Genomic DNA, 23,541 nt, shown 5'->3' with positions numbered 1-23,541 from the left:
CATATCTGCAAGAAAGTTTCCTAAATTTGGAATAGACACCTATGACAAAAAATTAAGTTTTATGTTGAAGAAGCATAAACAGAGATAAGAAAATTTTTAAAAATGTTGAGTGAGTAGCGTAAGTATATATGAAACTTGGGGAAAGAATAGAATTCAGCTTTTGGGAAGAAGGATGTTTAATTTGGGTGGGATTTTAGAAAACCTGATAAATGTCTGTTAGCTATTGTGGGGATGAAGTAAATATTATTTTGTCTCACGCAATCGCTGGTAGGCGATCTCGTAATAGTAGACGCAAAGGAAGAAAGAGATTTATTCAGGATGTAGTTGATAGCTATTTCACAATTCTCTATTTAGGAAAATAGCGATATATTTCTTTACGGTGTAAAACTCTTTCAAAAATTAATGTTTCACCATCAAAAATAACACCAAGACGATAATCACCTATGCGAATTCGATAAGCGTTATCATATCCTTGAAGCTTTTTGAGATTGGTTATTTCTTCAAGAGTTGATATTTCAATTACTTCTTCAAAAGCAAATCTCTTAATAGACTCATAGTAAGGTGTACTTTTGAGTGGTTTCAAGTCTTTAATAAAACTGGGTAGATATTAGGTATTCACTCTTGTTCTAATTCTGCTAATGCTTCATTAAAATTTAATGGGGTTTCATTTTCTACTTCTTTCATTGCTAGAATAAGTCCTTCATCTTCCAGTGCTTCTAGCAACCGTAGGTATTCTTGAAAATCCATAACTACTTTTCTGATATTACCGTCAATATCAGTAATCAATTCTTGAGCAAAGGGATATTTATCTGCTTGCATTTAGTATGTTTTTTATATTATTAATATCCTAGTGTTCCCAGTATAGCACGCCTAAATATTCCAAAGATTATATTTGATTTTCATCTACTTCTAAACATAGTTCTATTGCTTCTCGAATAGGTTCCATGAGTTCATCTAAAAATTTCGCTTGGGTGTGACAACCAGGAATACTAGGTACAGATGCGACAAAGTAACCATCAGCATCTCGTTCAATTATTACATTAAATTCTCTACTAATTTGGATATGGAGACTTTGTTGATATAGTTTATTTTATAGTATTATTTTTAGTGAGCGATACCTTCGGTAAGCTACGCTAACGCACTCTCTCCGATTAATTAGTTTAGTTCCCTAAACCTAGATATTGCTTGATGTATTGTTTAATAAGCGTATGTTAAACTACATTTATTTTTGCCTCACGCAGAGACGCAGAGGCGCGGAGAGGAATCGAGCATGTACTATAAATAGTATTCCATACTGATGGGCTATCTTTGTCTAGTTGCTATTCCATTTCTCTATAGTTGGTCTATATAACCAATTATCAATTTTTTCTTTACTAACAAAACCTTTTAAAGAAGGATCTGGCCAAATGTGTAGTTTATCCACGCATCCTACCTGTTGAGCAGCTATTTCAATATCATTCCATTGTTGAATAAAGGTATCTGCCCAAGATTGCCTACTCATAATTGATTTTGCAAACTCTAATCCTGCGGATAACATTCTTTTACCATTTGTTCCTCTAGCATTAATGGGTTCCCAAAAGATTACTTCTGGGTTAATTTTCATAAATTGTTCTAAATTAAACTTAAAATTTTCTAAAGTCATCATAGGAGGAGTTGGAGCCATAGCTACATATAAACGACATTTGGCTTCATACCCTTTTTGCAATGCTTTGTATCTATCAGATGATAAAGGCGCTTGTGGTTCAATTCTTTTTAGTAATTCATCATCTATACAAGGAATACTCATCCCTAGAGATATGTTTGGATGAGTCAAAATGTCCAAATCATTTTGCCATAACAGTCCACGAGTTAAAATTCTTACTTTTTTCTTATGTTCAATTAGAACTTCTAATGTTTTACGAGTAATTTCTGCTGTTTTTTTATTTTGGTATGGATCTGTTCCAGAGCAAAGCAAAATTACTCCTTTACCAGAAGGTGTTTCTTCCCACTTTCTTTTTCTTTTTAATATTTGATCTAATTTTCCAGGAACTTCTTCCCTCATGAATAAATACTTACCCCAGTCTAGCTGAGGATTTTCCACACCTTTTTGATGTAATTTTTTTTGTTGAGTTCTAATACTTGGTGTTGAAGGAACGTAGCAAAATGTACATCCATGCAAACAACCGGAAGCAATATTAATCACATAGTCACATAAGCCTTTCTTGTTTAATGCACTCTTTTGCAGAGGATTTATTATTTTTTCAGTTCCAGTAATCATAATTGAATTATAATATTTTGATCTTTGTGTATAAAATAATTTATGATATGTAATTAAGTAAATTAAATAAGGTACGTTGTGATGGTCTTCTAATTATATCTTCATTTTGTAAATTTGTACTATCTGTTTTTTTACCCTTCCTAATTACTTCTATTTCTTTAGCATCTCTTAATAAATTGAGATATTCAAAATATTGTTGTCTAGTTGCTGGATTGAGTTCCATTGTTTTATTACATAATTCTTTAAAGGTAATTCCATCTGGAGAATTTTGTATAATTTTATCTAAATCCTTGCTTAATCTAGTTATACAAGATTGTTGACTATCTTGGTTAATATCCAATTTTAACTCTAATTGATTATCTTCATAAAACAAAGCGGCTTTAAACCCAAATCCATAAATATCATAGTGATATTGATAGTTTAAATTATTAAACTTCCAACTTCCATCTTTCATTACCTCTAAGGCTCTTAAATGACTACAAATATGAAATAAGTAATATAATACTCTATCATTATTATTAGGCATCATAGCAAATGTAATGATTTTGCTTGCATTACCTTTATCCCTTAATAATTTCATAAAATCATTTCTAAATTCTGCTTGTTCTCCAAAAGTATCTAGCATTTGAAAATGATCAAGATTAAAATAACCATCTGTTTCTAATACTTTTGTAAAAGTTTCTCTTGCTTGCCATTTTGGATCATAAAAAAATCTTTTGATAAAATCAACCATAAAGGTATAAATTATTTCTGATTTTTTTAGACTATTGATTTTTCTAAAACTCTCCATCGAAACATCAGACCAACCATAGGGATCAAGAATAAACAAAGAATGCCCCTTCCTGTTTTCAGATTGCAAAACACAATAGTTTACTTTATTTTCAAATTCATCATTAATAAATTCACACTCTATTATCAAATCACCAAATTCTGTCTTAAAAATATGCTGTTTTTCGTCTGATAAATTGTCCAATTCTCCCTGAGACATAGCAATATTTTTTAAACATGTTAAATGGTCTTTTTTCTTATCTATAAATATAAACTTAACATTTAAAGGATAAGTTCTTTTTGATTTGAAATAACCTTCTTGAACAGCTTTAATCAAACGAATAGGAGAACCAAACCAGATATTATCTGAGTCTTTATCATTGTAAATACCTCCACCACAAAAACCATCAATAATAGTGAAATTTGTAACTCCACGTTGCCCACTACCGTACAGCGTATAAATTAAATCAGTTACATATTGTTCGGTAAGTAGATGTTTTGTTTTTGTATGCTGTTCTACAAAAGGAATTTCTTTACCATCAGCAGACCATTTAGTATCAGAATTACCCACAATAGATGTGCCTTTTTTACAATTAGTTTGTGAACTTTAAGACATAATTATACAAGTTATATTATTTGGCGTGTATAAAAAATAATGCTGTTGGTCTTGATTTACATATTTGTACTTTGATACAAAAACTCTTGTCCAACTTAAAACACCCACTTCAGAACCCCTAACGGTATCGTAATAAAAGCGATATTGGACAAAAATAAACAAAATATATGACCTCCATAGATTCCAGCAAACACAAGAAAGCCAAAGCCCTCAAACCTGGAAGCCGTCGTCCCGCTAAAGAACTTTGTAGCGAATGCGGACTATGTGACACCTACTATATCCACTACGTTAAAGAAGCTTGCGCCTTCATCACCCAACAAATAGACACCCTAGAAACTCAAACTCATACACGTTCCCGCAACCTAGAAGACGAAAACGAACTATACTTTGGTGTGCATCAAGAAATGATGGCTGCACGGAAACTACAGCCTATCGAAGGCGCACAATGGACAGGTATAGTTAGCACCATAGCCATAGAAATGCTCAACCGTGGCTTAGTGGAAGGCGTAGTCTGTGTCCAAAATACCAAGGAAGACCGCTTTCAACCCATGCCCATCATCGCCCGTACCCCAGAAGAAATACTAGCTGCTAAAGTAAATAAACCTACCCTATCTCCCAACTTATCAGTATTAGAACAAATCGAACAATCAGGGATGAAGCGGTTATTAGTCATCGGTGTAGGTTGCCAAATCCAAGCACTAAGGGCTGTAGAAAAAAAACTCGGCTTAGAAAAACTCTACGTACTTGGCACACCATGCGTAGATAACGTTACCCGTGCTGGACTGCAAAAATTCTTAGAAACTACCAGCCGTTCCCCGGAAACAGTTGTCAGCTATGAATTTATGCAAGACTTCCGGGTACACTTCAAACACGAAGATGGTTCCGAAGAAAAAGTACCTTTCTTCGGCTTGAAAACCAACGTTCTCAAAGATATCTTTGCTCCATCCTGTATGAGTTGCTTTGATTATGTCAACTCCTTAGCTGATTTAGTTGTTGGGTATATGGGCGCACCCTACCCCTGGCAATGGATAGTAGTCAGAAATGATACCGGAAAAGAAATGTTGGAATTGGTGAAAGACCAAATCGAAACCCAGCCTGTGATGTCTCAAGGAAACCGTAAACCTGCTGTACAACAAGGGATAAAAGCATACGACGATGCGGTGACATTACCAATGTGGGTAGCGCAATTAATGGGAGTGGTGATTGATAAAATCGGGCCGAAGGGTTTGGAATATGGGCGATTTTCTATAGATTCACATTTTGCCAGGAATTATCTGTATGTGAAGCGGAATCATCCTGAGAAGTTGGAAGCGCACGTACCGGAGTTTGCAAAGCGGATCGTGGGGCAGTATAAGTTACCGGAATGATAGCTCACGCAGAGGCGCAGAGGCGCGGAGAGTTTTTAGAGTTTGTTAACGATGCGTGTGATGCCGTCTTTGATGAGTGGGACGTTAAAGTTGATTAGTAGTCCGATTTTCTTATCGGCAAGGCGTAGATAGGTTAATAGTTGCTTTTGATGTACAGGATGGACAGTTTCCACTGATTTTAGTTCGACAATCACTTTGTCTTCAACTATCAAATCAGCACGGAAACCCTCCTCCAAAACCACACCCTCATAAATGATGGGAATGATGACCTGTCTTTTCACCTCCAATTTTCGCCTTCTTAACTCAACATCCATCACCGTTTCGTATACCGACTCCAACAAACCAGGCCCCAAAGTAGTGTGAACCTTGTAAGCCACATCAACGATAACTCCCGAAATCTCATTCTCAATCATTCTCTCTGCGCCTCTGCGCCTCTGCGTGATAAAAATCTTACCTCATGTCTCCCCTACAGCCTCAATAGCAGCTTGCAAAGCAATAGATACATGAGTCCAATGTGTACCCCCCTGACAATACACAATATAAGGCTCACGTAATGGCCCGTCCGCTGATAACTCCAAGGTACTCCCCTCAATAAACGTCCCCCCAGCCATCACTACCTGGCTTTCATATCCCGGCATTTCATCGGGAACGGGGTCTAAATAAGAACCAATAGGCGAATACTGTTGTATCGCTTTACAGAAGGCAATCAACTTTTTGGCAGAACCCAATTTAATCGCTTGAATCACATCCCCTCGTGGCGCTAGGGGTGCAGGGTTGACAGGATATCCCAGTTTGTCAAATACATAACCTGTTAAGTAAGTGCCCTTGACTGCTTCACCGACCATTTGTGGTGCTAAAAATAAGCCTTGAAATAACAGACGATTTTGGTCAAAGGTGGCACCCCCCGCACTACCAATCCCTGGTGCAGTGAGGCGACAGGCTGCTGCTTCTACTAAATCTGCTCGTCCGGCTACGTAGCCTCCTGCCGTGACTAATGTACCACCAGGATTTTTAATTAATGACCCGGCCATTAAGTCAACCCCTACATGGGTGGGTTCTTGGGTTTCAATAAACTCACCGTAGCAATTATCGACAAAACAGACTGTGTTGGGATTTTGCTGTTTGACTAAGTGGACTATTTTTTCAATTTCGGCAATGGATAGGCTAGAGCGCCAAGAATAGCCACAGGAACGCTGGATTAAAACTAAGCGAGTATTTTCATTAATAGCGGTGCTTAAACCTTGCCAATCGACTTTTCCTGCGGCAGTTAGTTCTAATTGCCGGTATTTTATGCCAAAATCAATTAGGGAACCTTGGCCTTGTCCTCGCAAGCCAATTACCTCTTCCAACGTATCGTAGGGAGAACCGACTACTGCTAACATTTCATCTCCAGGACGAAGCACTCCATACAGCGCACAGGCGATCGCGTGAGTTCCCGAAACAAACTGCACTCGCACCACCGCAGCTTCGGCACCCATTACCTCTGCAAATACTTTATCTAAAGTTTCTCGACCTAAATCATCGTGCCCATAACCGCTTACACCTGCAAAATGGTGTGCACCTACTCGATGATGACGAAAGGCATCTAGCACTCGTTGAAGATTATGCTTGACCTGAGCGTCAATACCAGAAAAAATCTCTAATAGTGCCTGTTCTGCTTGCCGCAGCTGTTCCAAGCTGTTCATTATTTCCTCAATAAATTAAAACATTACTAAAAATGCGGATTCACGGATCACGCAGATTAGGCTGAACCATTCCTATTCAGGTTACTGCATGACAATTGCTACCTCAACTAAACCTCAAATTAACTGGGTAAATACCCTGTTTTTCATTGGACTGCACATCGGAGCTTTATTTGCCTTTCTACCTAGTAACTTTAGCTGGACAGCAGTTGGTGTCGGATTATTCCTATACTGGGTCAGTGGTGGTTTAGGTATTACCTTAGGCTTTCACCGTCTTGTCACCCATCGCAGTTTTCAAACTCCTAAATGGTTGGAGTATTTCCTGGTGCTATGTGGTACACTCGCCTGTCAAGGCGGCCCGATCGAGTGGGTAGGTACACATCGCATCCATCATTTACATTCTGATACTGAAAACGACCCCCATGATTCTAATAAAGGTTTTTGGTGGAGTCACATTGGTTGGCTGATTTATCAGTCTCCCGCTCACTCTCAAATTCCCCGGTTTACAAAAGATATTGCAGAAGACCCAGTTTATCAGTTTTTACAAAAATATTTCATATTTATCCAAATAGCTTTGGGTATAATTTTGTTACTTTTGGGTGGCTGGTCATTTGTGGTGTGGGGTATTTTTGCCCGCATCGTTTGGGTTTATCACTGCACTTGGTTAGTGAACAGTGCTACCCATAAATTCGGCTACCGCACTCATGACTCTGGTGATAAATCCACTAATTGTTGGTGGGTTGCTCTCCTAGTTTTTGGTGAAGGTTGGCATAACAATCACCATGCTTTTCAATATTCAGCCCGTCATGGCTTAGAATGGTGGGAGATTGATATCACTTGGATGACAATTCAATTACTACAACTGTTAGGTCTAGCCACAAATGTCAAACTAGCAGAAAGAAAATCCTAATTTCATCCTCGATAGTTGCATAGCCAATAGTCTAACAGTCAATTTATTATCCTTGGCTTTGGACTATTGACTGTTTATATGCAATATATTTTCAAATTTTCCCCTACCTCAAAATATCTTTCCACTAAATCTGAAAATAGCTGGCAATAGGGATTTGTAAATGCAATTTAGTCGCTTATGTTGCTATAATGCCAAAGATTGATTTTACAAAACTTTACGGCAGGCTGCTATTTTTAGTGACTTGGTAGTACAGTTTGTTGTTTTTTCAGGTATTCATGACTACATCAGCAATTAAAAGCCAGAAAACTCTGGTCTCCACAGACCTTGGTAAAGACCAAATCAAACTAAAACATATTATCAAAAGTCTGCCCAAGGAATGTTTTCAGAAAAATAGCCGCAAAGCTTGGACAACTATCATACTTAGTTTGTCAATGGCTGCGTTAGGCTATTATTTTTTGGCCATTTCTCCTTGGTTTCTTTTACCTATAGCTTGGATTTTTACAGGAACTGCATTAACAGGCTTTTTTGTTATTGGACATGATTGTGGTCATCGCTCATTTGCTAACCGTCGTTGGGTAAATGATTTAGTAGGGCATATATTTATGATGCCCTTAATTTATCCCTTTCATAGTTGGCGAATTGGACATAACCATCACCATAAACATACCAACAAACTGGAAGAAGATAATGCTTGGCATCCCATCAGACCAGAGGTGTTTGCAAGTTGGGGTAAAAATAGACAATCTGCGTTTGAATTCTTTATGCGGAAACGTCTATGGTGGATAGGTTCCATTGGTCATTGGGCTGTAGTACATTTTGATGCACGCAAATTTAAACCCAAAGACCAAGCAAGTGTGAAACTTTCTGTTGCTGTAGTGCTGATTTTTGCAGCAGTAGTTTTTCCAACTTTGATTATTACAACTGGAGTTTGGGGATTTATTAAATACTGGTTTATCCCCTGGATGGTTTATCATTTCTGGATGAGTACATTCACAATTGTTCACCATACTGCTGCTGATGTTCCCTTTTCTCCTGCTGACAAGTGGAATGCAGCTTTAGCACAGCTATCAGGAACAATTCATTGTGATTATCCTCGTTGGATAGAAATTCTTTGTCACGATATTAATGTTCATGTCCCTCATCATATTTCCACAGCTATTCCTTCCTATAATTTGCGGCTAGCTTACGACAGCATTAAGCAAAATTGGCAACCTTATCTCCATGATGAGTGTCAGTTTTCTTGGCAATTAATGAAGGACATTACTGATAACTGCCAACTCTATTACACAGGTGTTGGTTATAAGACTTTTGATGAATATTATGCAGGTAAATAGGAAAGTCAGATTCATTTAGTCATTCTTTCCTAAAATATTGGCATTTAATTTCATATACTTGTGATGAAAAAGTGCCAATATCACCTGTGTTTAAACAATTCAATTATCAATAAAAGTTTCTAAATCTTTTCATCCCTGTGGGGATATTGATTACCTCAAAATTCAGTTACGATTACATTTCATCACAAATCCAGTGCAATTAGACTCAGTTCAGTTAAACCAGAACAACAGCGTTGAATCATCTCTGGGGCAGGATAAACTGCCTTTTACTCTTCAGGATTTAAAAGCTGCTATTCCTGCTGAATGTTTTCAGCCCAGTGTGATCAAATCACTGTATTACTTTTTTCGGGACATTTTCATTATTGGTTTGCTATATGCAGTTGCCCATTATTTAGACTCTTGGTACTTCTGGCCAATTTTCTGGGTACTGCAAGGAACCATGTTTTGGGCTTTATTTGTAGTTGGTCATGACTGTGGGCACCAATCTTTTTCTAAGCATAAATGGCTGAATGATTTAGTCGGTCATCTTTCCCACATTCCTATTCTCGTTCCCTATCACGGTTGGAGAATTAGCCACAGAACTCACCACAAAAATACAGGTAGCTTGGAAAATGATGAAAGCTGGTATCCTTTAAGTGAATCTAAATATCAAGAATTACCTTTTTTACAAAAAGTAGTTCGATATTATCTCTTCCTGCCACTAGCTTATCCTATCTATTTGTTTCAACGCACTCCTGGTAAAAGTGGTTCACATTTTGACCCCAGAAGTCCCCTGTTTAAGCCTTCAGAAAAATGGGATATCATCACTAGCACTACCCTTTGGATTGGTTTTGTAGGTTTGCTAGGTTTTCTCACCTATCAATGGGGTTGGATGTGGTTACTGAAATACTATGCTGCTCCCTACATCGTATTTGTGATTTGGTTAGATTTGGTGACTTTTTTACACCATACAGAGCAAGATTTACCTTGGTATCGTGGTGATAATTGGACTTTCCTCAAAGGTGCAATTTCCACTATTGATCGTGATTATGGCATAGTTAACCACATCCATCACGATATTGGTACTCACGTTGCTCATCACATCTTTTTGAATATTCCTCACTACAATTTGTTGAAAGCAACGGAAGCCATTAAACCTATTTTGGGTGATTACTATCATCGGTCTGAAGAACCAATTTGGAAGTCTTTATGGCGTTCTGCTATCAGTTGCCATTTTGTTCCAGATACAGGGGATAAGGTTTACTACACTTCTTACCATCAAAATGTGAAGTAATTGCCAGCTATTTCATCTCAAAAAAGCTCGCTGGTGCGAGCTTTTTTGTGTTTTTGGGTGAAAATAATTCTGGTAATTTGAGTTTAGAGACTAATCCGACGTTCAGGACAATATGGGCCACTTGAACTACCATCATTAGGGCAACACAATCCCACGGGAGAACCGGGGTGGCAATTTGTGCCTTTTACCACAATTGCGTTACTAGCTTGAGCTATAGTAGTAGTTAAAACAATACCGAGTAAGGAAAAAGCCACAACAGCTTGTTTTGCTAAAGTTTCGTTGTGATTACTCTTGTTAAACATTGTTTTCTCCAGTTTTTGTCTTCATGAATGTCTGACAATTACTCAATAGGTTCGGGTCTGGAGATTTTATGCACTTTTCAAGAAACTAGGGGGAAGTCAGATAGCAAGATTCCTATCTCTGACCAGCTTTTTTCTATTTTTTGTCCTGTAGCAAATTATTTTGGAAAATCTATCTGTATATTGAAAAACACCACTTTGTCTATCGGCAATAGTGGCTTTTTATTTAAATTTAAAGTATACTCTTCTTAACAGATATTTTACTATGTTGTTATGGCAAATTTACTACTGGATGATGGCAGTATCCAAAGGGATTTGAGTGAGATAGTGGCTGAACTGGAGCCAATGGGGATTAAATTGAAACATTATGACCCAGGAACCTCTCTCTTGTTTCCAGAACTGCTAGAGCAAGATGTGATTACAGAGTCGGAGAAACGTTATATTGTCGGACTGCATAGCAGTGTGTTTGAGTTCCTCCAGCAAGATAATGGTTATCTGTGGTGCGATTTGCTGAATGTACACCCTGGTTCACCCCAATTAGAAACCTGGATAGCTACCTATAACCGCTACCATACCCACACTGCACCAGAAGCAGTTTATTTATTAGCAGGGGAGATGATTTACGGTTTTGTTCAACCTGATGGAAGACAGGTGCAGTTGTTAATTCAAGGACAAGATTATCTACATATTCCCGCGGGAATTGAGCATTGGTGCAGTCCTGCTGTATCCTTACATTTTAAAGTAGTGCGTTACTTTACGACTGTGGAAGGTTGGATGCCTAATTATACAGGAACTGAGCAGGAATTTAAGTTGCAAAGTTAGATAGTGATTAAAACTTCGCATCTACCAAATTTTTGCCTGTTGACAAATTAATGACAAAACTTGCTTGGATGTGTGTTTGCTAATTAATTTAGCTTTCTAAAACTATAAAAAAGTACCTTTTAACGAAAAATAATTTACGCCAATAATTGGCTGGCAGGATGTTAGTAATAAAGGGTATATTCCTTTGATGTATTTTGTGAAGTCAATGAGTTTTAACTTTCACAAAAATTCTTTTAGAGCGACTCCCAGCACTATTATCGGCATTCTACTTGATTGTTGAAAAAACTCGGTCTACCTGAATCTCTGTCATCATTTCTATCAAGAAATATGATTGTAATTATTATGGGAGTTGCAGGAACAGGTAAAACCACTGTTGGTCAAGCATTTGCTGCCGCAACGGGATGGGAATTTCATGATGCAGACTCATTTCACTCAGCCGTAGCTAAGGAAAAAATGAGTCGGGGAGAAGCACTGACTGATACAGATCGCATACCTTGGTTACAAACAATGGGAGAAAGGATTGCCCAGTGTCTACAAGCAGACGAAAGTGTGATCCTTGCTTGTTCCGCACTCAAAGCTAGGTATCGTCAGATTCTCTACTGTAATGATCCACGGGTAAAGTTAGTGTATCTCCAAGGTAGTTATGAGTTGATTGAGCAGAGATTGTGCGATCGCATTGACCATTTCATGAAAGCCAATCTTTTACAAAGCCAGTTTGATGTCCTGGAAGCACCAACCGCAGAAGAAGCTATCTACATTGATATATCACAGGATGTAGATGTCATTGTTCAGGAAATCAAAAATTACCTGAGAATCTAACTTAAAAAAATTGTCAGTAGTGATGCACCCTTGAATTTAAAACAGAAAAATTATCTCACAGAAAATGCCTCGCTAAATCTGCGAGTAATTGGTTCAATAATAAAGGTTAAAACTGATTTTTGTCGGGTGACAATTTCTGCATTGGCAGCCATACCAGGCGTAAATTCTACTTCTTGACCTCTGACATTAATGGAGTGTTTCTTTAATCTGATTCTCGTTGGAAACACTAAACCCAATTCTTTTTCCACAATGGCATTAGGACTAATTTGTACAACTTCACCATCAATTGCACCAAATTCTTGGAAAGGGAAAGTTGCCATTTTCACTTTTGCCTTCATTCCCTGACGAATAAAACCAATATCCCGATTGAGAACTTTTACTTCTAAGAGCATTTCTTCTCCTTCTGGTAGAATTGATAGCAATTCTTCCCCAGCTTGCACAGGGCCTTTAGTAGCTTTGATGCGATAAATGATGCCTGGAAATGGTGCTTTGATAGTTTCTCCAGCTTCTTGTTTTCTGGCTTGTTCTAGTTGACCAGCAATATTTGCTAATTCTTCTTTACGTTTGTTAATTGCTGATAAAATCTCGCTTTGGCGTTCAGAAGTTAAACGGATAGCTTGATTTTTAGCTGCTTGATAGGCTGCTTCTGCTTGGCGAATTTCTTGAACTTGAGCAGCTATATCTTTTTGTAAGGATGCTACTTTATCTCGTGTTTCTGTCAAACGATTTTGGGAGTTGGTGATTTCATCTTGAGCGCGAATAACATCAGTATTAGCTCGATTCAATCTTTCCTGAGATTCTAAATAATCGACTCTAGGAATAGCACCAGGATGAAGTAAGTTGCGGAGACTAGCTTCTCTTGTTTGAGCAATATTTAAATTACTTTCTACTTGCGTGCGGACATTTTTCGCGTTAATTAAGTTGTTTTGGGTATTGGCAAGAACAATTTTGGCATTCGCTAAATTTTCTTGCAGACGTTTTAATCTTACCTGGGTTTGAGTAATAATTGATTTTTGGCGATTTGCTTCTGCTTCTGCCGCTGCTTGTTTGGCTTTGTAATCTAGCAACCGAGAGTTTAATAATTCGTCTTGCAATTGGGTTCCCGCAGTCTTGCCACCTGTGCGTTCTGCTTGTAACCGCTGTAAATCATCTTCAATTAATTTACTCGCCTTAGCTAGACGGTTTACGTCTACTAATTTTAAGTTGGGATCACGTTCTACTAATACCTGATCTTTGGTGACGCGATCGCCTTCTTTGACTTTAACACTGACAATGAAGCCTTCACCCAAGGATGTGACAGGTCTAACTTGATTAGAAGCAATCAACTCTCCAGGGGCCGTTGCCACTTCATCTATTTCTGAGACATGGGCCCAAGCAATCGCTCCAAATACTATCACACTAATTGTACCTGCCAATAATCTAGTATAGATCGGTGGTAAATCCTGTACGGCCTTACCCAACTCGAAAGATAATTGTTCTTCAGGTTTAGCAAATCTCTCTTTTGTTTGACGCGCTTGAGCAGCATTTGCAGCCAGGGAATATTTCATACTGTGTTAATAGTGCAGGTGTGAGATGTAAATAAGTTTTAGATTTTGAATTGACCCTGACCACAAAAATAGGAAATTTGATGATTTTTCAGAGAGGATTTGAGACTGCACATACAATAAATAGTATGTTTTAAAAATCCCCCAGAGAAAATTTGTAATAATATCTCACAGTTGCCAATATCAAAGCAAATCAATTCGACATCAAAAATCAATAGCAGAAAATTTCTTCCTTCCTCTACACCCTTAAATCTTGATTGCTGATATTGACAACCGACCAAGAATTAAATTGCTAGATAGCGGCGCAAAAATTTTTCTAATGGTTCCAATTGAAAGTTAAAGATTCTTTCTAAATTGGTAGTTTCTTCAGGTGTACAGAAAAACTCATTAGCTAACAAAGTTCGGTAGTTTCCTAAAGCTGTTGGTATTTGAGAACTGAATAAACCCAAAACACCACGTAACCCATCTACAGCTAATAAAGGAGCATTAATGACTATTGGTTCTTTGTTAAAAATGCGGCTAAAAATTTGGGGAATATGCTCTCCCAATAAAATTTCTGGGCCTCCCACGGGTAATATTTGGTTACGAGCATCAGGAATAATTAAAGAATCCACTATCATCCTTGCTAAATCATCTGTACTCACAATAGAAGTCCGGTGTTTAGGATCGCCAATCAACAGATACAACCCCGATTCTCGAAATAATTCCGCCAACGGTAGCAGGTTTGATGCTAATCCAGCCGGACGTAAAATAGTGTAATTTAAGCCACTACTTTGCAGATATTGTTCCACCGCGCGTTTGGCTTTAAAAACAGGCCCATCTTCATATCCTCGGTCTGCTCCCAGCACAGATATGAAAATAAAGTGTTCTACACCCTGCTCTTTTGCCTGATCAATGAGTTCAATATTAGCGCGGTAATCGAGAGATAGTGCATCTCCATTAGAACCATGAGCGCTGATAATATATTTTGCTCCCTGGCAGGCTTTCTGGATATCATCTTCCCTTCGCAAATCACCAATAAATATATCAGCGCCTCGGTGTTCCAACTCGCTGTAATGGGATGTGAGACGGACAAACACCCGCACAGGTTTCTTTTGTTGGCGTAATAGTCGCACTACTCGGCGACCAATTCCTCCCGTTGCTCCAGTTACCAGAAACATAGCTTTTGGATTTGAGTATAGGGTATAGGGTGAGGTTATAAAGCATTGGTGATCATTCCTATCCTCGGCTTTAACTTCCTTCCCTAGTTCAGTTTAATCATTACTACCTACACCCTACACCCTTTCTCCTAGGGTTGATTATCTATATTAAGCCTAATTTAATCCCATGTTGCCGAGCTTGTTCAAACTCTATACCCTGTTTAGTGGCGATATATAACAATACTAAAGTCGCAGAACGAAGGGAGTTGTCACAATGTATGACTACAGGTTTAGGTAATTTATTAATTATGTTAAATACTTCTAGGGCTGATTGTTGATTTAATTCCTCTATTTTAGTAGGAAAATTAACATAATTTATGCCGAGCAATTCAATCTTTTCTTGTTCATGCTCCCAAATACCAATTTCATCACCAAATCGCAAATTCAGGATAGATTTATAACCTTTATCCAGGATTTGTTGTAATTGTTCTGAATCAATTTGTCCTGTAATCGCTAAATCTTGATTAATTTTCATCAAAATATCCATCTTATTCACATTGTTAATTAAATGGTTGATGGTTAAAATCAAAGACCAATGGATAATTTCTCGGACAGGTAATTAACAAGCCAAAATGCAAAGCTTTTTTATATTTATGCTCTATATCCATATAATTAAATTTATTCAATGTGATTTCTATACAGTAGTTTCCGAAGAGATCAGGTATACACTTAGCGAGCAAGATAACCGCATAACAAGAGTTTGATGATTGATGCCATTTTGTCCCTCATTTGAATGAAATATTCTGTATTTTTGTGACTTAAATTAAACATCATAAAACACGACCAAAGCAATCCATGAAGACACTCTGGAATTGTGTTAATGGTTCACTGGAGTATTTAGTTATTAAGCTTTTTTGGGTATTTGGTATATTTCCCTGATCTTGTAGCAGAAAAAAGTCCCGTAGAAAGAAAATATCTAGTTTCTACTCTATTTTATGAGGTTGACATTCTACTGTTAATTTCGTCTACCTATAGATATAGAGTGGAGAAGATATATGGCACCAGATTATGATCTAGTCTTAACTTAAAGCAACAATTTGAGGAAGTTGTGAGGATGGCTCAGTTATTCACAACAAGAAGATTTATTCCTAGTTGCTAATTGACTACAGCGAATCTAAAATTTTCTGTGCTTGGTTTATATTGCGACGAACTGACTCCGCTGATGTGAGTAAAGCCGCTTTTTCTGCTTCACTAATACTAATTTCGATAATTTTTTCAATGCCACTACATCCCAAGCGACAGGGAAAACCAATGACAACATCAGGTAAACGATATTCTCCTTGATGGGAATACCATTAACATTGGCATATTTAGGTAAGGGAACCATTAAATCACCATGACTACCCAATACCATCGCTTTCACATCTTCAGGTAAAAGGCCCAAGTCTAAAGTGATAAAGGTTGCAATCTGGCTGCATCTCATAACCCTGCCATCCCCATCACGCGCTGTCTGGGGAGACCAGTGGCTTGTAAGGCTAAATATGTCATCACATCCAAAGGATTGGAAGTAACCATAATCCCTCTGTGGTTCAGCCCCAGACTTTGGTCTGAGGGCATTGATGAATTAATTGCTTAATTAAACTGTTCTAGTTGTTCCAACTTTAACCAAATGTTTGGTGTTGGCACTCTACCGAACTTCACTAAGGCATAATCACCTTTGATATCTACAATTTCGCCCTTAGTGTCAAACAAATAAGCAGGGAAACGAGAGTCACTAGCTTTAGCTTCTAAACTATTATCCAACTTTTCACGCACAGCGCGAACCATATCTCCCTTTTTTACTGCCATGATTTGTCCTCTCAAGTTCGTTAACGCTTCTATCAGGATTGTATCTTGCACCAAGGCTGAAAGCAGCAAAGTCACTATGAGAGTATTTCTATCATGAGACTAAATTTAACTAATGTTGACACTGGGAGCAAAAATGACTCGAACGCCCACCTAGCTTGATGCGTTGGATGATATTTCCACAGACTCGGCAAGGTTCCCCAGCCCGGTTGTAAACCCAAGCTTCTCCACCATAGTTACCATTTACGCCCTTCACATTCAGGAAATTACTGAAGGTAGTTCCACCCACCGCAATACTGGCTTCTAAAACTTGAATTATGGCTGTTCGCAACTTTTCAATTTGTTGTGGTTTTAAATCAGGACAGGAGGTGGTTGGTAAAATGCCGCTTTTAAATAAAGCCTCATCAGCATAAATATTACCTAAACCAGCGACTACAGACTGATCTAACAACGCTGTTTTAATAGGACGACGAGACTTTTGCAGTTTAGTTGCTAAATATTCAACGGTGAATTCTGGTGCAAAGGGGTCTGCGGCTAGTTTAGCTAAACCAGTCATAATTTTTTCAACGGACACATCTGGGGGAACCCACCACATTTGCCCAAAGGTGCGCTGGTCTACAAACCGCAATTCTTGCTGATCCCCAAAGAACAATCTTACCCTTGTATGCTTGTGTAAAGGCTCATTGCAGTTTAGCCACAGTAGTTGACCTGTCATTCGCAAATGTACACCTAGCCAACCGTGATGGGGAGAAAGTTCAGCTAAAAGATATTTACCGCGACGATACCAAGATTTAATGGCGCTGCCTTGGAGATTGGCGACAAATTCGCCGACAGAAAACGGGTAGGCGACGGTGCGTGCTAGCAACACGTCTCCACCCGTAATTCCTTGATTCAGGGTCAGTTGATTTAGACCCTGCCGGACTGTTTCAACTTCAGGCAGTTCAGGCATTGAGAGCTTTATAGATACTGGGTGCTGAGTTTAGAGTTGTTGCCTATCAATGTAATGATAGGAACCCAACAAGCATACCAAGTTTATTGGCACTATGCGCCTGGCAACAACACTATTATGTTTTGCGTATTCAGGCGATCGCCAAAAACTTACTGATGCCATCAGAAATTTTGATGTTTTAAACTCAGCACTCAGTACCATCCTAATTTCTACTTTTTAGCTGCCTTAGCAGGTGGTGGAGCAACTTCCAGTAACTCATCTAGGGCAAAGTTATTGGTGTTGATCCCGGAGTAGTTAACTTTGTCAAAACGGACGATTACAGGGTACTTGATGCCACTTTGGTCAATAGAAGCAACTGTACCAACATCCTGAAACCAGTAGGACTCAGGGCGGAGAATACGGACTTTAGAACCACGTTGAACCATGTTGTATCTTCCCTTTGAGTTATCAATTGCCAATGAATTTAGGGCTGATTGATTTCACTCTACAACCTGAAGGTCTGTGCTTGTGGTTTTGTTAAGTTATTTGTCAGGTTGTGGAGTAAGGAGAGGTGACAAGTCATAGATGATCAGCAACAGTATTGATTTCTCCATTTTTGATCTACTTCCCTTGCCTTCCCTTGATTCCTTGGCTTCTTGATGCTGAATACCGAAAAAATGTATTCAACCATCTTGACAAAGTACCCGTAATACAATAAGGTCGTTCGCAAACGGTTACTTTTGATTAACTTATGTTTTACTCAGTACAAATACACTTCCTTCATTGCCTCTGCCAATTCTAAGATCCTGGTCGATATATGTAATATCTAACCAGCCTTGTTGGCGATCGCTGTTAATCTGGAGGTCAAGCCCAGTAAATTTCTTTCCTGATTCTATTTGTTGAATAAAACTAGCTGGTGATTGATAACCAATCAATCGTTGTAAACCAACAATAGAACGTTGGAATTTCACTTGGACCCGTTTTTCGGAAACTGGGGTAAACTTAGCGGCAACGCTGACAATTCCTTCCAAGGAAGGTAGACCATAAATCTCAGCTATGTTATAAACGCTGTTAGTTTCTACCCGAATACATTGGTAAATTTGACCAAGTTTACATAAGGGCAAACTATCTAGGTTTAACAAAGCTCTGCTGGTGGTGTATAGTAAACGCCAATTACCTTCTAGCAGGTGACTTGCTTCTATAGGACGTGGCGTAGGATTGTAGTCTTCTAAATTAGCGATCGCTGCTAAAATAGCTTGTTTTTGTTGGTCAGTCGCTAGTAAACCGCGATTAGTTCCTGCGATCGCATCCATGAGAGCAGCTTTTCCGATCATCGCCTTTACCTCAAATCTATGAGTATTTACTCAGCATTAAGAAAATATTAATGTTCTGGTTGGGGAAATACGTAAGTCACTCAAAGTGCCGTCCTGTTTGACGTTGGGCTACTTAATTAAAATTCTTGTTTAATTCGGATTGGGCAACCAAAGAGTTGAATGTAGAACTAAATTAGCCCGTATCAAATGATAGACTCTTAATGACTAGTTACATAAACCTTTTCTTGTCTTCGTAGATATGTTAAACTCTCCACTTCGTGAAGCACCACGCAACCAACGAGCTGCTGTGATCCCCTTAAAGCAGGAGACCTCAATTTTAGATTGGCTACAAGCAAGTGGTCGTCTCATCGCTCGTGACGTTCATGAACCAGATTTCTCCGATGATGAAGAGGAAGTCATAGCTGATTTCTTAGGGGGAGAAGACGGAATTGGCGATATTGATTATGATGATGACGACGATATTGTGATAGACGAAGATTAAGTGAGGAAAGCCAGGGGCAAAGTTTGATCAACAGCCCCGTTTGTTCAGTTTTATTAAGTGTGGAGTGAAGGGAAATTTTTCGTGGACGCTAAATTATCACCTGACCAAGGATTAAACATTTCTGGGATCGGGCTAGCCTCTCTGTTAGCCCTATTGCTAACTACAGCCGCCTTGATTTTAGATTGGATGGGTAACAGGATACCCTGGCAGGCTACCTCATTAACATTGCCCATGGTTTTATGTGCTTTGGGTGTAGCCGTTTTAGGTCAATGGGTTATCCCTTTACTACAAGCACTGAAAACTGGGCAAATTATCCGTGAGGATGGCCCTCAAGCCCATCTCAAAAAAGCAGGTACACCCACTATGGGTGGTATTTTTTTCATCCCTGTAGCTGTAGTAGTTGCTTGCATCGCTGCTAACTTTGCTCAAGATGTAGTTGCTGTATCTGCTTTAACACTCAGTTATGGCTTGATTGGTTGGATTGATGACTGGCAAATTTTGCGCCGCAAGTCCAATAAAGGCATATCACCTAGAATGAAGCTAGCTTTGCAAATAGCATTTGCACTTATCTTTTGCCTGTGGTTGATGTCAAGCCGTGAAACTAATATAACAAATATATCTTTGCCTTGGTTGGGTTTGTCTTTACCTTTAGGATTCTTATTTTGGCCTGTAGCTGGTTTCGTTTTGGTAGCGGAAAGTAACGCCACTAACTTAACGGATGGGATCGATGGTTTAGCTGCGGGTACAGTAGCGATCGCTATCTTCGCATTAGGCGCATTAATTTCACCCACATCACCGGAATTAATGATTTTTTGTGCGGCTTTAAGCGGTAGTTGTTTAGGATTTCTAGCTCATAACCGCAACCCAGCCCGCGTATTTATGGGGGATACAGGTTCCTTAGCCTTAGGTGGTGCATTAGCCTCAGTTGCACTGCTAACTAATACCTTAGTCGCCCTATTTATTTTAAGTGGAATATTCTTTGTCGAAACCCTATCTGTAATGGCACAAGTTAGCTATTACAAAGCGACAAAAGGGCCAGATGGCAAAGGTAAACGACTGTTGAAAATGGCCCCTTTACACCACCATTTAGAATTATCTGGATGGACAGAACTGCAAGTAGTCGCTGCATTCTACGTTATCTCCGCAGTTTTAGCCCTCATCTGTATCACAACTATAAAAATGTAAGTTTTGTTGACACATCATCGAAGACAAATCAACCTCCAGGAAACTGGGGGTTTTTCTTTGGGAGGTCAGGAGGTGAGAAGTTCAGAAGTTCAGGAGTTGCAGGAGTTGCAGAAGTTGCAGAAGTTGCAGGAGGTCAGGAGTTCAGGAGTATGCCTACGGCACGCTGCGCGAACAGAAGTCTCTTACTCTTATCTGTCACCTGTCACCTGTCACCTGTTACCTGATTCACTAAATGAACTAGTTCCGGTAAAATTAGCTTTTCCATTCCTAGACGCACAGCATTGCTAGAACCAGGGAGAGAGAAGATAAGCTTATTTTTATATGTACCAGCTACAGCACGAGATGCGATCGCTCGTGAACCAATTTCTTGATAACTTAAAAATCGGAATAGTTCGCCAAATCCTGGCAAAGTCTTGTCTAAAAGCTGTTCAATTGCATCATATGTGGTATCTCTGGGAGCAATACCTGTACCACCATTGACAATAACTGCATCTATATTTGCATTTTGAGCCAAGAATTCTATTTCTGCTTTGATTTGACTAGGTTCATCAGGCAGAATTTTATATGCTGCCACAAGATGATTAGCTGCTACCAGTAATTCCTGAATCAAGTGACCACTTTTATCTGTTTCTGTGTTGCGGGTATCACTCACAGTCATAACCGCACAACTAATTTTTATAGCTGATGAGTCTGGGTGTGGCTGTTTAGACATATTAGTTTTGTGTCAGTTGTCAGTTGTGTGTCGATGCTACTGACCACTGACTGATGACTAGATTATGATTTTGACTTACTAAAACCTAAACCGTACTCTTGAGCATAACGCTCCATAAAGCGCATAAAGCGATCCCATTCATCGTCAGATTTCATCAGGTACACTGCTTCTAATGATTCTGGTCTACCATTGATGAATTTAGCTTTGACTTCGCGAATAACGATTTCACCTTCTTCATCAATTAAGTACATACCAGTAATTTCTTCGTTGGTGTCTTGTCCCAAAATTTTCGGATTGGTGAAAATAAAGGTTGCGGTACCACTTTGTCCATTACGCGCCCGCGTCAAACGTACATCTGGGATGACATCCTCGTCAATACCTCTAGAAAACTGAATTTTTGCCATGATGAATGAAGTTAAAATTTTGTAATGTATTGTTTAATATTTTCTCATCATTTGGACATTAGACATTGAGCTAAAGGAAAAATGTAAAGATATATTATTTTCTGCTCTTTTATGTGCCCTAATCTGCTTCCCTATCCAAAATCAAGGTTACAGGGCCATCATTTTCAATTGATACTTGCATCATCGCCCCAAATTTACCAGTTTCTACACGCAAACCACTATTTCTCAATTTAGCTACAAAGCGATCGTACAAATCTTCTGCTAATTTAGGTGCAGCAGAACGGTCAAAAGAAGGACGACGACCTTTACGACAGTCACCATAAAGAGTGAATTGACTGACTACTAGCAACTCACCACCAATTTCTAAAACAGATTTTTGCCACCTGTCCTCCCCATTTTCATCTGGAAACAGACGCAGTTCTAAACACTTTCTTACCATCCAATCAAGTTCAGTGTCAGTATCCTGGTCAGAAATACCCACCAGCAAATTTAAACCCTGGCCAATTTCACCGATAACTTCTCCATTCACAGTTACTTGAGATGATTTCACTCGTTGGATGATGACACGCATAATTTGTTAATTTTCAGTGGTCAATATTCTTTCTTTAACAGTGTAAGGGTAGGAAGACCCCACCCATACTCACCACTGAATTAATCACTACTTGCCAAAACCTTTACCTCGACTGGTAGAAGGAATACAAAGACAGTTTTCTAACTGCTGAAGTAGGGTTTCTTGATCAAGATTTTGACCAATTAATACCAATTGATTTTTCTTTTCACCTTTCCACTCATCATCGTCAATGGTGAAGCGTTTACCACACAAATGGAAAATGTGACGTTGTGGACTTTCATCAAACCACATAATTCCCTTAGCGCGGAAAACATTGGTAGGTAGTTGATTATCTAAGAAATATTGAAACTTTCTAATGGCAAAAGGTTGATCACTTTGGAAAGAGATGGAAATAAAACCATCATTTTCTAGGTGATGAGAATGATGATGGTGATGGTGGTCATGGTCATGGTCATGGTCACAGTGAGAATGGTCATGATGGTCGTGACCACAGGTTGAGTGATCATGGTCGTGGTCATGATCATGATTGTGGTGATGGTGATGATCATGTTTATCTGTTGTCTGATCAAAATATTTATCAGATTCAAACAGACCAACACTGAGAATTAATGGTAAAGGTACTTGAGAACGATTTGTACGAATGATTCTCGCACCTTCTTTAATATCATTAATTTTTCGTTCCAAATCTTTGGCAGTAGCTTCATCAACTAAATCTGTTTTATTCAACAGAATAACATCGCCATAAGTGATTTGACTTAAAGCGGCTTGGGAGTTAAACAAATCCAAGCTATAATTGGCAGCATCTACTACAGTAATAATGGAATCTAGGCGAGTTAAATCTTTTAATTCTGTTCCCAAAAATGTCATAGCTACGGGAAGGGGATCGGCTAAACCTGTGGTTTCTACAACTAGATAATCTAGTCTCTCTTCCCGTTCTAAAACTTGATAAACAGCATCAATTAAATCATTATTAATAGTGCAGCAGATACAACCATTGCTTAGTTCCACCATGTTATCTTCGGTAGAAACTACTAATTCATTATCGATGCCAATTTCGCCAAATTCATTTACTAAAACAGCAGTTTTGACACCTTGCTGATTAGTCAAAATATGATTAAGTAAAGTTGTTTTACCGCTACCCAAAAACCCCGTAATAATTGTGACTGGTAAACCGTGTTTGGGTGCATCCATTGCTTGAGATTCAGAAATAACTGCTGATGGCATAGTTATACAGTAGGCTTTTCGTCTATT

27 protein-coding genes and 1 pseudogene are annotated in these 23,541 nt (G+C 38.7%); 8 read left to right on the top strand and 20 right to left on the bottom strand.

Annotated elements, in window-relative coordinates; genetic code table 11:
* Nucleotides 1-346: 346 nt before the first annotated feature.
* From H6G73_RS15865 to tcmP, 5 genes are all read right to left on the bottom strand, one after another.
* Entirely contained in the window at nucleotides 347-592 is a 246-nt protein-coding gene (locus tag H6G73_RS15865) for a type II toxin-antitoxin system RelE/ParE family toxin (protein ID WP_190606213.1), read from the bottom strand.
* Nucleotides 593-615: 23 nt separating this feature from the next.
* Nucleotides 616-819, bottom strand: coding sequence for a hypothetical protein (locus H6G73_RS15860; RefSeq protein ID WP_190606140.1), 204 nt, complete (start codon nucleotides 817-819; stop codon nucleotides 616-618).
* Between the two features lie 67 nt (nucleotides 820-886).
* Nucleotides 887-1,057 (bottom strand): type II toxin-antitoxin system HicB family antitoxin, encoded by a 171-nt coding sequence (locus tag H6G73_RS15855; protein WP_190606212.1) that lies wholly within the window; start codon nucleotides 1,055-1,057, stop codon nucleotides 887-889.
* A gap of 255 nt (nucleotides 1,058-1,312) precedes the next feature.
* The gene (locus H6G73_RS15850; RefSeq protein ID WP_199317748.1) at nucleotides 1,313-2,257 is read right to left on the bottom strand and encodes an SPL family radical SAM protein; all 945 of its coding nucleotides are present in this window, start codon (nucleotides 2,255-2,257) and stop codon (nucleotides 1,313-1,315) included.
* Between the two features lie 40 nt (nucleotides 2,258-2,297).
* Nucleotides 2,298-3,596: a three-Cys-motif partner protein TcmP gene (tcmP, locus tag H6G73_RS15845; protein ID WP_190606138.1), complete on the bottom strand. Its 1,299-nt coding sequence runs from the start codon at nucleotides 3,594-3,596 to the stop codon at nucleotides 2,298-2,300.
* 212 nt (nucleotides 3,597-3,808) lie between these two features.
* Between tcmP and H6G73_RS15840 the strand changes: the two genes are divergently transcribed.
* Complete coding sequence (locus H6G73_RS15840) at nucleotides 3,809-5,008, top strand: Coenzyme F420 hydrogenase/dehydrogenase, beta subunit C-terminal domain (RefSeq protein ID WP_190606136.1); 1,200 nt, start codon at nucleotides 3,809-3,811, stop codon at nucleotides 5,006-5,008.
* 35 nt (nucleotides 5,009-5,043) lie between these two features.
* Here H6G73_RS15840 and H6G73_RS15835 read toward each other — a convergent pair whose 3' ends face one another.
* Both H6G73_RS15835 and H6G73_RS15830 read right to left on the bottom strand, forming a co-directional pair.
* Nucleotides 5,044-5,421: a GxxExxY protein gene (locus H6G73_RS15835; RefSeq protein ID WP_190606134.1), complete on the bottom strand. Its 378-nt coding sequence runs from the start codon at nucleotides 5,419-5,421 to the stop codon at nucleotides 5,044-5,046.
* Nucleotides 5,422-5,463: 42 nt separating this feature from the next.
* Nucleotides 5,464-6,693: a methionine gamma-lyase family protein gene (locus H6G73_RS15830; RefSeq protein WP_190606132.1), complete on the bottom strand. Its 1,230-nt coding sequence runs from the start codon at nucleotides 6,691-6,693 to the stop codon at nucleotides 5,464-5,466.
* A gap of 88 nt (nucleotides 6,694-6,781) precedes the next feature.
* Between H6G73_RS15830 and H6G73_RS15825 the strand changes: the two genes are divergently transcribed.
* The 3 genes from H6G73_RS15825 (at nucleotide 6,782) to H6G73_RS15815 (ending at nucleotide 10,207) form a co-directional block, all read left to right on the top strand.
* Nucleotides 6,782-7,600 (top strand): acyl-CoA desaturase, encoded by an 819-nt coding sequence (locus H6G73_RS15825; RefSeq protein ID WP_190606130.1) that lies wholly within the window; start codon nucleotides 6,782-6,784, stop codon nucleotides 7,598-7,600.
* Nucleotides 7,601-7,875: 275 nt separating this feature from the next.
* The gene (locus H6G73_RS15820) at nucleotides 7,876-8,934 is read left to right on the top strand and encodes a fatty acid desaturase (protein ID WP_190606129.1); all 1,059 of its coding nucleotides are present in this window, start codon (nucleotides 7,876-7,878) and stop codon (nucleotides 8,932-8,934) included.
* A gap of 193 nt (nucleotides 8,935-9,127) precedes the next feature.
* Complete coding sequence (locus H6G73_RS15815) at nucleotides 9,128-10,207, top strand: fatty acid desaturase (RefSeq protein ID WP_190606127.1); 1,080 nt, start codon at nucleotides 9,128-9,130, stop codon at nucleotides 10,205-10,207.
* An 83-nt stretch (nucleotides 10,208-10,290) separates the two neighbouring features.
* On the opposite strand, the gene H6G73_RS15810 is transcribed toward H6G73_RS15815, so the two are convergent.
* Nucleotides 10,291-10,509 (bottom strand): hypothetical protein, encoded by a 219-nt coding sequence (locus H6G73_RS15810; RefSeq protein ID WP_190606125.1) that lies wholly within the window; start codon nucleotides 10,507-10,509, stop codon nucleotides 10,291-10,293.
* A gap of 270 nt (nucleotides 10,510-10,779) precedes the next feature.
* Between H6G73_RS15810 and H6G73_RS15805 the strand changes: the two genes are divergently transcribed.
* Together H6G73_RS15805 and H6G73_RS15800 are read left to right on the top strand one after the other, a co-directional pair.
* Nucleotides 10,780-11,328: an acireductone dioxygenase gene (locus tag H6G73_RS15805; RefSeq protein ID WP_190606123.1), complete on the top strand. Its 549-nt coding sequence runs from the start codon at nucleotides 10,780-10,782 to the stop codon at nucleotides 11,326-11,328.
* A 327-nt stretch (nucleotides 11,329-11,655) separates the two neighbouring features.
* Complete coding sequence (locus H6G73_RS15800; protein WP_190606120.1) at nucleotides 11,656-12,147, top strand: gluconokinase; 492 nt, start codon at nucleotides 11,656-11,658, stop codon at nucleotides 12,145-12,147.
* Between the two features lie 50 nt (nucleotides 12,148-12,197).
* On the opposite strand, the gene H6G73_RS15795 is transcribed toward H6G73_RS15800, so the two are convergent.
* The 8 genes and pseudogenes from H6G73_RS15795 to H6G73_RS15760 all read right to left on the bottom strand — a co-directional run bounded on the left by H6G73_RS15795 (nucleotide 12,198) and on the right by H6G73_RS15760 (nucleotide 18,937).
* Nucleotides 12,198-13,694, bottom strand: coding sequence for an HlyD family efflux transporter periplasmic adaptor subunit (locus tag H6G73_RS15795; protein WP_190606119.1), 1,497 nt, complete (start codon nucleotides 13,692-13,694; stop codon nucleotides 12,198-12,200).
* A 281-nt stretch (nucleotides 13,695-13,975) separates the two neighbouring features.
* Complete coding sequence (locus H6G73_RS15790; RefSeq protein ID WP_190606117.1) at nucleotides 13,976-14,851, bottom strand: SDR family oxidoreductase; 876 nt, start codon at nucleotides 14,849-14,851, stop codon at nucleotides 13,976-13,978.
* 142 nt (nucleotides 14,852-14,993) lie between these two features.
* The gene (locus H6G73_RS15785) at nucleotides 14,994-15,377 is read right to left on the bottom strand and encodes a beta-lactamase hydrolase domain-containing protein (protein ID WP_190606115.1); all 384 of its coding nucleotides are present in this window, start codon (nucleotides 15,375-15,377) and stop codon (nucleotides 14,994-14,996) included.
* 616 nt (nucleotides 15,378-15,993) lie between these two features.
* A pseudogene (locus H6G73_RS15780) lies at nucleotides 15,994-16,405 on the bottom strand (hypothetical protein); the annotation flags it as partial.
* Between the two features lie 57 nt (nucleotides 16,406-16,462).
* Nucleotides 16,463-16,678, bottom strand: coding sequence for an NAD(P)H-quinone oxidoreductase subunit O (ndhO, locus tag H6G73_RS15775; protein ID WP_190606113.1), 216 nt, complete (start codon nucleotides 16,676-16,678; stop codon nucleotides 16,463-16,465).
* 109 nt (nucleotides 16,679-16,787) lie between these two features.
* Nucleotides 16,788-17,624, bottom strand: coding sequence for a DNA-formamidopyrimidine glycosylase (locus H6G73_RS15770; protein ID WP_190606111.1), 837 nt, complete (start codon nucleotides 17,622-17,624; stop codon nucleotides 16,788-16,790).
* Between the two features lie 209 nt (nucleotides 17,625-17,833).
* Nucleotides 17,834-18,049, bottom strand: coding sequence for a photosystem I reaction center subunit IV (locus H6G73_RS15765; RefSeq protein ID WP_190606110.1), 216 nt, complete (start codon nucleotides 18,047-18,049; stop codon nucleotides 17,834-17,836).
* A 303-nt stretch (nucleotides 18,050-18,352) separates the two neighbouring features.
* A complete protein-coding gene (locus tag H6G73_RS15760; RefSeq protein WP_190606108.1) occupies nucleotides 18,353-18,937 on the bottom strand; it encodes a PAP/fibrillin family protein in 585 nt (194 codons plus the stop codon).
* A 238-nt stretch (nucleotides 18,938-19,175) separates the two neighbouring features.
* On the opposite strand from H6G73_RS15760, the gene H6G73_RS15755 reads away from it, so the two are divergent.
* Together H6G73_RS15755 and mraY are read left to right on the top strand one after the other, a co-directional pair.
* On the top strand, nucleotides 19,176-19,418 hold the full coding sequence (locus H6G73_RS15755; protein WP_190606106.1) for a DUF3134 domain-containing protein: 243 nt from the start codon (nucleotides 19,176-19,178) through the stop codon (nucleotides 19,416-19,418).
* A gap of 81 nt (nucleotides 19,419-19,499) precedes the next feature.
* Nucleotides 19,500-20,603 (top strand): phospho-N-acetylmuramoyl-pentapeptide-transferase, encoded by a 1,104-nt coding sequence (gene mraY, locus H6G73_RS15750; protein ID WP_190606103.1) that lies wholly within the window; start codon nucleotides 19,500-19,502, stop codon nucleotides 20,601-20,603.
* Nucleotides 20,604-20,805: 202 nt separating this feature from the next.
* Here the strand turns inward: mraY and H6G73_RS15745 are convergent, their stop codons facing one another.
* The 4 genes from H6G73_RS15745 to H6G73_RS15730 all read right to left on the bottom strand — a co-directional run bounded on the left by H6G73_RS15745 (nucleotide 20,806) and on the right by H6G73_RS15730 (nucleotide 23,514).
* Complete coding sequence (locus H6G73_RS15745) at nucleotides 20,806-21,315, bottom strand: MogA/MoaB family molybdenum cofactor biosynthesis protein (RefSeq protein WP_190606101.1); 510 nt, start codon at nucleotides 21,313-21,315, stop codon at nucleotides 20,806-20,808.
* 62 nt (nucleotides 21,316-21,377) lie between these two features.
* Nucleotides 21,378-21,719, bottom strand: coding sequence for a photosystem II reaction center protein Psb28 (gene psb28, locus H6G73_RS15740; protein ID WP_190606099.1), 342 nt, complete (start codon nucleotides 21,717-21,719; stop codon nucleotides 21,378-21,380).
* Between the two features lie 118 nt (nucleotides 21,720-21,837).
* Entirely contained in the window at nucleotides 21,838-22,290 is a 453-nt protein-coding gene (gene dtd / locus H6G73_RS15735) for a D-aminoacyl-tRNA deacylase (RefSeq protein WP_190606098.1), read from the bottom strand.
* Nucleotides 22,291-22,377: 87 nt separating this feature from the next.
* On the bottom strand, nucleotides 22,378-23,514 hold the full coding sequence (locus H6G73_RS15730) for a CobW family GTP-binding protein (protein WP_190606208.1): 1,137 nt from the start codon (nucleotides 23,512-23,514) through the stop codon (nucleotides 22,378-22,380).
* Nucleotides 23,515-23,541: the final 27 nt, after the last annotated feature.

The organism is Richelia sinica FACHB-800, assembly GCF_014698825.1.
Taxonomy (GTDB): domain Bacteria; phylum Cyanobacteriota; class Cyanobacteriia; order Cyanobacteriales; family Nostocaceae; genus FACHB-800.
Note: the sequence above shows the minus strand (reverse complement) of the source record. Positions and strands in the feature narration are given on the sequence as shown.

What these genes read in the sequence shown, in the direction of transcription:
- H6G73_RS15840 (WP_190606136.1), top strand. Translation starts at nt 3,809, where the DNA reads ATGACCTCCATAGATTCCAGCAAACACAAGAAAGCCAAAGCCCTCAAA.
- H6G73_RS15805 (WP_190606123.1), top strand. Translation starts at nt 10,780, where the DNA reads ATGGCAAATTTACTACTGGATGATGGCAGTATCCAAAGGGATTTGAGT.
- H6G73_RS15785 (WP_190606115.1), bottom strand. Translation starts at nt 15,377, where the DNA reads ATGGATATTTTGATGAAAATTAATCAAGATTTAGCGATTACAGGACAA.
- H6G73_RS15835 (WP_190606134.1), bottom strand. Translation starts at nt 5,421, where the DNA reads ATGATTGAGAATGAGATTTCGGGAGTTATCGTTGATGTGGCTTACAAG.
- H6G73_RS15730 (WP_190606208.1), bottom strand. Translation starts at nt 23,514, where the DNA reads ATGCCATCAGCAGTTATTTCTGAATCTCAAGCAATGGATGCACCCAAA.
- H6G73_RS15850 (WP_199317748.1), bottom strand. Translation starts at nt 2,257, where the DNA reads ATGATTACTGGAACTGAAAAAATAATAAATCCTCTGCAAAAGAGTGCA.
- H6G73_RS15795 (WP_190606119.1), bottom strand. Translation starts at nt 13,694, where the DNA reads ATGAAATATTCCCTGGCTGCAAATGCTGCTCAAGCGCGTCAAACAAAA.
- psb28 (WP_190606099.1), bottom strand. Translation starts at nt 21,719, where the DNA reads ATGGCAAAAATTCAGTTTTCTAGAGGTATTGACGAGGATGTCATCCCA.
- H6G73_RS15790 (WP_190606117.1), bottom strand. Translation starts at nt 14,851, where the DNA reads ATGTTTCTGGTAACTGGAGCAACGGGAGGAATTGGTCGCCGAGTAGTG.
- H6G73_RS15830 (WP_190606132.1), bottom strand. Translation starts at nt 6,693, where the DNA reads ATGAACAGCTTGGAACAGCTGCGGCAAGCAGAACAGGCACTATTAGAG.
- H6G73_RS15745 (WP_190606101.1), bottom strand. Translation starts at nt 21,315, where the DNA reads ATGTCTAAACAGCCACACCCAGACTCATCAGCTATAAAAATTAGTTGT.
- H6G73_RS15770 (WP_190606111.1), bottom strand. Translation starts at nt 17,624, where the DNA reads ATGCCTGAACTGCCTGAAGTTGAAACAGTCCGGCAGGGTCTAAATCAA.
- ndhO (WP_190606113.1), bottom strand. Translation starts at nt 16,678, where the DNA reads ATGGCAGTAAAAAAGGGAGATATGGTTCGCGCTGTGCGTGAAAAGTTG.
- H6G73_RS15765 (WP_190606110.1), bottom strand. Translation starts at nt 18,049, where the DNA reads ATGGTTCAACGTGGTTCTAAAGTCCGTATTCTCCGCCCTGAGTCCTAC.
- H6G73_RS15820 (WP_190606129.1), top strand. Translation starts at nt 7,876, where the DNA reads ATGACTACATCAGCAATTAAAAGCCAGAAAACTCTGGTCTCCACAGAC.
- H6G73_RS15760 (WP_190606108.1), bottom strand. Translation starts at nt 18,937, where the DNA reads ATGATCGGAAAAGCTGCTCTCATGGATGCGATCGCAGGAACTAATCGC.
- H6G73_RS15755 (WP_190606106.1), top strand. Translation starts at nt 19,176, where the DNA reads ATGTTAAACTCTCCACTTCGTGAAGCACCACGCAACCAACGAGCTGCT.
- H6G73_RS15800 (WP_190606120.1), top strand. Translation starts at nt 11,656, where the DNA reads ATGATTGTAATTATTATGGGAGTTGCAGGAACAGGTAAAACCACTGTT.
- H6G73_RS15860 (WP_190606140.1), bottom strand. Translation starts at nt 819, where the DNA reads ATGCAAGCAGATAAATATCCCTTTGCTCAAGAATTGATTACTGATATT.
- H6G73_RS15825 (WP_190606130.1), top strand. Translation starts at nt 6,782, where the DNA reads ATGACAATTGCTACCTCAACTAAACCTCAAATTAACTGGGTAAATACC.
- H6G73_RS15810 (WP_190606125.1), bottom strand. Translation starts at nt 10,509, where the DNA reads ATGTTTAACAAGAGTAATCACAACGAAACTTTAGCAAAACAAGCTGTT.
- dtd (WP_190606098.1), bottom strand. Translation starts at nt 22,290, where the DNA reads ATGCGTGTCATCATCCAACGAGTGAAATCATCTCAAGTAACTGTGAAT.